Below are 5,603 nucleotides of genomic sequence, written 5' to 3'. Positions count from 1 at the left end.
CCCCGCCCCCGCCGGGCGGCACGGATCACCGCGTCCACGGTGATCGCCGCGATCGGCGGCTCCGTGATGCTGGCCGGGATCGCGTTCCTCCTGGTCGTGGCCATCCAGGCCGGACTCTTCCCGCCGATCGCGCGGGCGATCGCGGCGGCGGTACTGGCGCTGGTGCTGGTCGGGCTCGGGCTGTGGTTGCAGTCCCGGCACGAAGCCACGCCCGAGCGCCCGATCAACCCCGGCGCGTTGGCACTGGTCGGCACCGGCCTGGCGGCGGCCATGCTCGATGTGATCGCCTGCACCACCCTCTACCAGTGGATCCCCGTCCCGGCGGCGTACATGTTCGTCGGCGGGTTGGCGCTCGCGGGGATGGCGCTGGCGCAACGGTGGTCCTCGGGACTGCTCGCGTGCCTGGTCTCGGCGGGCACGATGGTGCTGGCCCCGTTCATCTCCACGGGCGTCGAGCTACCTGTCTTCCTGGTGATCCTGGCCATCGCGACCGCCGTACTCGGCGCCGAGCTCGGGATCGCTGTCAGAGTGGTGTGGTCGGTCTTCCCGGCACCGGTCCTCGCGGGCTACCTCACGCAGACGCACCTCCACGACCGGGGCGAACAGATCGCGCTCATCGTGGCGGCCCTGGTCTTCGCCGCCGTGGGCGTCGGGGTCGCCTGGACCGACTCCGTGCGCCGCCGCCCGGCTCCGGAGAACGCGGCCCTCGTCGTCGTCCCCACCGCCGTCCCCCTGCTGCTCCTGTCCGGACTCGTCCTCCTGCGGCCGGGTTGGCCGGTCGGGGTGGTCCTGGCCGCCGCCTACCTCACGGTCGCCGTAGTGGCCGGACGTCGAGCCCAGGAGCCTGGACCGGTCCTGCTGTCCGCCGTCGCGGGGGTCGTGGGCAGTGCCCTGCTGTTCGGAGCCTGGGTGGAACTGGGCGGACGGGAGATGACGAGCCTCGCACTCACCCTCAGCGCCACCGGCTACCTCGTGGCGGCGGGCCTGTGGGGTCGCCGCTGGGCGGACTGGGTGGCGGGCGTCGGCGCGGCGATCGCGTTGACCGTGTACCTGGTCGTCAACGAGCCGTTCCTCGCGCTCGACGAGCGTCTGGCGGTCCGCGAGCTCACCTACTGGGACGTGGTGGCGGCGTTCGCGGTCGCGGTCCTCGCCGTCGCCGCGACGTGGTGGGCCTCCCGGCGAGTGCCCCGTCAGGCCTCCAGGGTGGTGATGGCGGGTGCTGTTGCGGCGCTGTTGGCCTTCTCGGTGATGGTGGTGGCGGCCGGCGTGGTGATCGGTGACCTGGCCGACGCGGCGCGCAACGGCTTCCTCGTGGCCCATCTGGTGGTCACCGTGCTGTGGATCAGCTGCGCGGCCTGGTTGATCCTCACGCCGAGTCCCAGGCTCTCGGATGCCCGCAGAATGGGCTTCGTCCTGGGGTCGCTCGCGCTCGCCAAGCTGCTGTTCCTCGACCTGGCCACGCTGCCCGGCCTGTTCCGGGTCCTGTCCTTCATCGCGGTGGGCGCGGTGATGTTGGCCGTGGCCGTCCGCTACCGGGGCGGCACGGATGGTGGCGGCACGGATGGTAGCGGCACGAACGCTGGCGGTGCGGGTCTGAGCGGTCCGGACGGCCGCGGGGGGCCCTACTACCGCAGGGACACCGAGCCGTCCGGGAGCGGATCCCCCACGTAGACGCGGAAAGCGCGCGGTTCCGCGCCGGACATCAGGACCTCGACCTCGGGGTGGTCGACCTCGTCAGGATCGTCCGAGGGCAGACTCCAGACCACTTCACCGGAGTCGGTGAGTTCCTTCAGCGCGAGGCGTGTGGCGCGCACCCACGTCACGTGCCGGAGTGCAGGCTCGTCGCGAAGATCGTCCTCGGCCATGCCCTCCCGGAGGTCGACCATGAGACGTTCCCCGTCGGGGGCCTCGTACGCGGTGCACACCTGGTCCACGAGGACGGACAGTGGCCACGACGGACCGGAGCCGAGCAGATCGACGATGATCATGCGCGCATCGCCGACCTGGCAGGCCGTCGGTGTGGTCAGGACGTGGAGCCTGTCGGCCACGTCCTCCGTGATCTCGATGAACTGAACGGTCATGGTGAACCCCTGTTCCGGCGCGACGGTCGACGGCGGGCCCCGCGGCGCGGCCCGGGCCGTCGCGACTGTGACGTAGATCATACAATACGTGAATGGCCGACGAGTCTCGGCCAGATGACGATCCCGGAAACAAGCACGTGGGATCACGTCGGAACCGCAGGTCGGTGGATAGGGTCGACCGTGTGACCACACTGCAGACCGGGCCCCCCGACGCCACCACGCCGGGGTGGTCAGACGCCTTCACGCTGTCCTACGCCGGGTTCGATCCCGGCGAGGAGGGGCTGCGAGAGACGCTCACCTCGACGGGCAACGGCTACCTCTGCACGCGCGGCGCGGCCGAGTGGGAGGACGCCGACGGGGTCCATTACCCCGGGACCTACGTACACGGCCTGTACAACCGCGCGACCACCATGCTCGGCGGCGTCCCGGTGCACAACGAGGACCTGGTCAACCTGCCCAACTGGCTGCCGCTCAAGCTCCGGATCGGCGGTGCGGAGGTGCTCCGGCTCGCCGATGTGGAGATCCTCGACTACAGCCACGAACTCGACCTCCGGTCGGCCACGCTGACCAGGCGGTTGCGGTTCCGGGACAGGGAGGGCCGCGAGACCGAGTTGGTCAGTCGGCGGTTCGTCTCGATGGCCTCGATGCACCACGCCTACCTCGAGTGGACGATCACCCCGCTCAACTGGTCGGGTCCGGCAGAGGTGGTCACCGCGCTCGACGGTCGGGTCACCAACGACGGCGTGCCCCGCTACCGCCAGCTCGAGAGCGACCATCTGCGCCCGGGGAGCACGCTCTTCCCGGAGCCCGGGGTCATCGCCATCAAGGCCCACACGCGGCAATCCGAGGTGGTCGTCAGCCTGGCCGCCCGGACCCTGGTCCACACTGCGGGGGAGAAGGTCGACGTACCGCGGGCGGACTTCCGGACCTCGGACTACATCCAACAGACGCTGTGTCTGGACCTCGAGCGCGGGGTCCCGGTGACGATCGAGAAATCGGTGTCGCTGTTCACCTCGCGCGACCCCGCCACCGGGAACACCATGACGCGCGCGCACCGGTCGGTGGTCCGCGCCCGGCCCTTCGACGCCGCCTACGCGCACCACTGTGAGGCATGGGGCAGGTTGTGGCAGGCGTGCGACATGCGGGTGTTCGGCGACGACGAGGCCCAGCACCTGCTCCGGGTTCACATCAGCCACATCCTGCAGACCTGCTCCCACCACACCGCGGACCTGGACGCGGGGGTGCCCGCCCGCGGAATCAACGGGGAGGCCTATCGCGGCCACATCTTCTGGGACGAGCTGTTCGTCTTCCCCTTCCTCACCTTCCGGACCCCCGATGTCACCCGCGGGCTGTTGATGTACCGCTACCGCCGCCTGTCGGAAGCCCGGGCAGCGGCCGACGCCGCCGGGTACGAGGGCTTCATGTTCCCGTGGCAGAGCGGGTCGCTGGGGACCGAGGAGACCCAGGAGGTCCACCTCAACCCGATGTCCGGGCGCTGGGACGAGGATCTCTCCCACAACCAGCGACACGTGAGTGCGGCCATCTTCTACAACGTCTGGCAGTACGTCACCCTCACCGAGGACACGATGTTCCTCGAGTACCGGGGGGCGGAGATGATGCTCGGCATCGCCCGCTTCTGGTCGTCGATCGCCCATTACTCGCCGGAGCGGGACCGCTACGAGATCCACGGCGTGATGGGCCCGGACGAGTACCACGAGAAGTACCCCGGGGCGTCGGAGGCGGGTCTGCGGAACAACGCCTACACCAACGTCTTCGTGGCCTGGATCTGCGACATCGCCGCGGGCCTGCTCGACCTCCTGCCCGAGCCCCGGGCGGACGAGGTGCGCGCCCGGCTCGAACTGCGCGACGAGGAGGTCACGCGGTGGAAGGACATGAGCCGGAAGATGTTCGTCCCGTTCCATGACGGGGTGATCAGCCAGTTCGAGGGGTACGAGGACCTCGAGGAGTTGGACTGGGACTCCTACCGCGCCCAGTATGGCGACATCCAGCGGTTGGACCGGATCCTCAAGGCCGAGGGGGACACCCCCGACCGGTACAAGCTCGCGAAGCAGGCCGACGCGGTGATGCTGTTCTTCCTCTTCAGCGACTCCGAACTCAGGCGCATCGTCAGACGGCTCGGCTACGACTTCCCGGCCGACGCCGCCAAGCGCACCATCGAGTATTACGACCGTCGGACCTCGCACGGCTCGACCCTGTCCTACATCACCCACGCCGGCGTGCTGGCCCGCTTCGATCCGGACGCCTCCTGGGAGCGGTTCAAGGTGGCGTTGGCCAGCGACGTCAACGACATCCAGGGCGGCACCACGCGCGAGGGGATCCACATGGGGGTGATGTCCGGGACGGTCGATCTGGTCCAGAGGTTCTACGCGGGCATGCGGGTCAGCGGCGGGATGCTGCGCCTCGACCCCAACCTGCCCAGCGGCATCGACGGTGTGTCGTTCAACATGACCTACCTGCGTTCTCCGCTGACGGTGACGGTGATGAGGGACCGGGTCACGGTCCAGCACCGCGACGGGGTGATCGACGCGACGCCCGTCAAGGTCCGGGTGGGTCGGGAGGAACGGATGGTCGCGGTGGGCGGCGAGGAGACGTTCAGTCTGACGTGACGCCCGATCAGTCCGACGCGACGCCCGGCCCGGCAGGGGACGCGGCCGGGTACGGCATCCGGCCCGACGTGACGTCGTGCCTCGCCCGGCGCCGTTCCTCTCTCTCGCGGTGGCGGGCGGCGTGGCGTTCCCTCTCGCGCTCGGTCTCCACCTCGTGGTCGTACGGGTTCCCCCGGAAGCGACGGATCGAGTAGACGATGAGCACCAGGCCGATCAGCCCGGAGGCGATCAGGCTCCCGCCGGTGCCCCATCCGCCGATGAACCACCAGTCGGGGTCGAAGGGCCACCACCGCGGCGCCGGCGGGTGCTCGCCCCAATAGATCCCGAGTCCGACCAGCCACGCCACGCCGAGCGCCGACGCGGTGATCCTCGGCCAGGTCTGCACCCCTCGGGACGCGCCCTCGAGGGCCATGCGCTTGACGGGGTCGACCCGCTTCTCGAACCACTCGTACTGCTGGGAGAGCACGACCATGCCCGCGAAGAGAGTGAGCAGCCCGGGGCCGGGGAGGAACAGGGCGGCGATGCCCAGCACGACGAGCGTCCACCCGAGTGTCTCGAGTGCGAGGCGCTTGGCCGCGACGTAACCGAGTCTTCTCACCAGACCATGGTGGCAGAGATCGGCTGGGACGGTACCGCGGCGAGGTCAGGCCGGGACCGGGGAACCGAACGACCGTGCCGCTCGGACGCCCGCCTCGAGGTCGACCTCGGGCCACCCGTCGGGGGAGTGGAGGACGGCCGCCAGATCCCGGGCGGACAACCGCGAACCTGCCGAGAGGAGCGCGTCGACCGCGCCGGTCGCGGGGGCGTCGAGGAGGGTGTCGTCGGCCAGCTCGTCGACGATGTCCCGCACGGCCGCCGCGGTCACCGGGTAGATCTCCGGGTCGAAACCGTCGTC

4 protein-coding genes and 1 pseudogene are annotated in these 5,603 nt (G+C 70.1%); 2 read left to right on the top strand and 3 right to left on the bottom strand.

Annotated features, from left to right (window positions below; all coding sequences use genetic code 11):
* Positions 1-1,671 (top strand): DUF2339 domain-containing protein (locus G6027_RS04170; RefSeq protein WP_182635663.1); only part of this gene is annotated, 1,671 nt, incomplete at its 5' end.
* Here the strand turns inward: G6027_RS04170 and G6027_RS04165 are convergent.
* On the bottom strand, positions 1,626-2,162 hold the full coding sequence (locus G6027_RS04165) for a hypothetical protein (protein WP_182635661.1): 537 nt from the start codon (positions 2,160-2,162) through the stop codon (positions 1,626-1,628). The genes G6027_RS04170 and G6027_RS04165 overlap by 46 nt on opposite strands.
* Positions 2,163-2,263: 101 nt before the next feature.
* Here G6027_RS04165 and G6027_RS04160 point away from each other — a divergent pair, with 101 nt between their 5' ends.
* A complete protein-coding gene (locus tag G6027_RS04160) occupies positions 2,264-4,708 on the top strand; it encodes a glycosyl hydrolase family 65 protein (RefSeq protein WP_346995623.1) in 2,445 nt (814 codons plus the stop codon).
* A 7-nt stretch (positions 4,709-4,715) separates the two neighbouring features.
* On the opposite strand, the gene G6027_RS04155 is transcribed toward G6027_RS04160, so the two are convergent.
* On the bottom strand, positions 4,716-5,306 hold the full coding sequence (locus tag G6027_RS04155) for a PGPGW domain-containing protein (RefSeq protein ID WP_182635658.1): 591 nt from the start codon (positions 5,304-5,306) through the stop codon (positions 4,716-4,718).
* 45 nt (positions 5,307-5,351) lie between these two features.
* Positions 5,352-5,603 (bottom strand): annotated as a pseudogene (locus G6027_RS04150) (hypothetical protein); the annotation flags it as partial.

The sequence above is a fragment of the Dietzia sp. SLG310A2-38A2 genome (assembly GCF_014145095.1).
GTDB lineage: Bacteria > Actinomycetota > Actinomycetes > Mycobacteriales > Mycobacteriaceae > Dietzia.
This window is presented reverse-complemented; position numbering and strand designations above follow the sequence as displayed.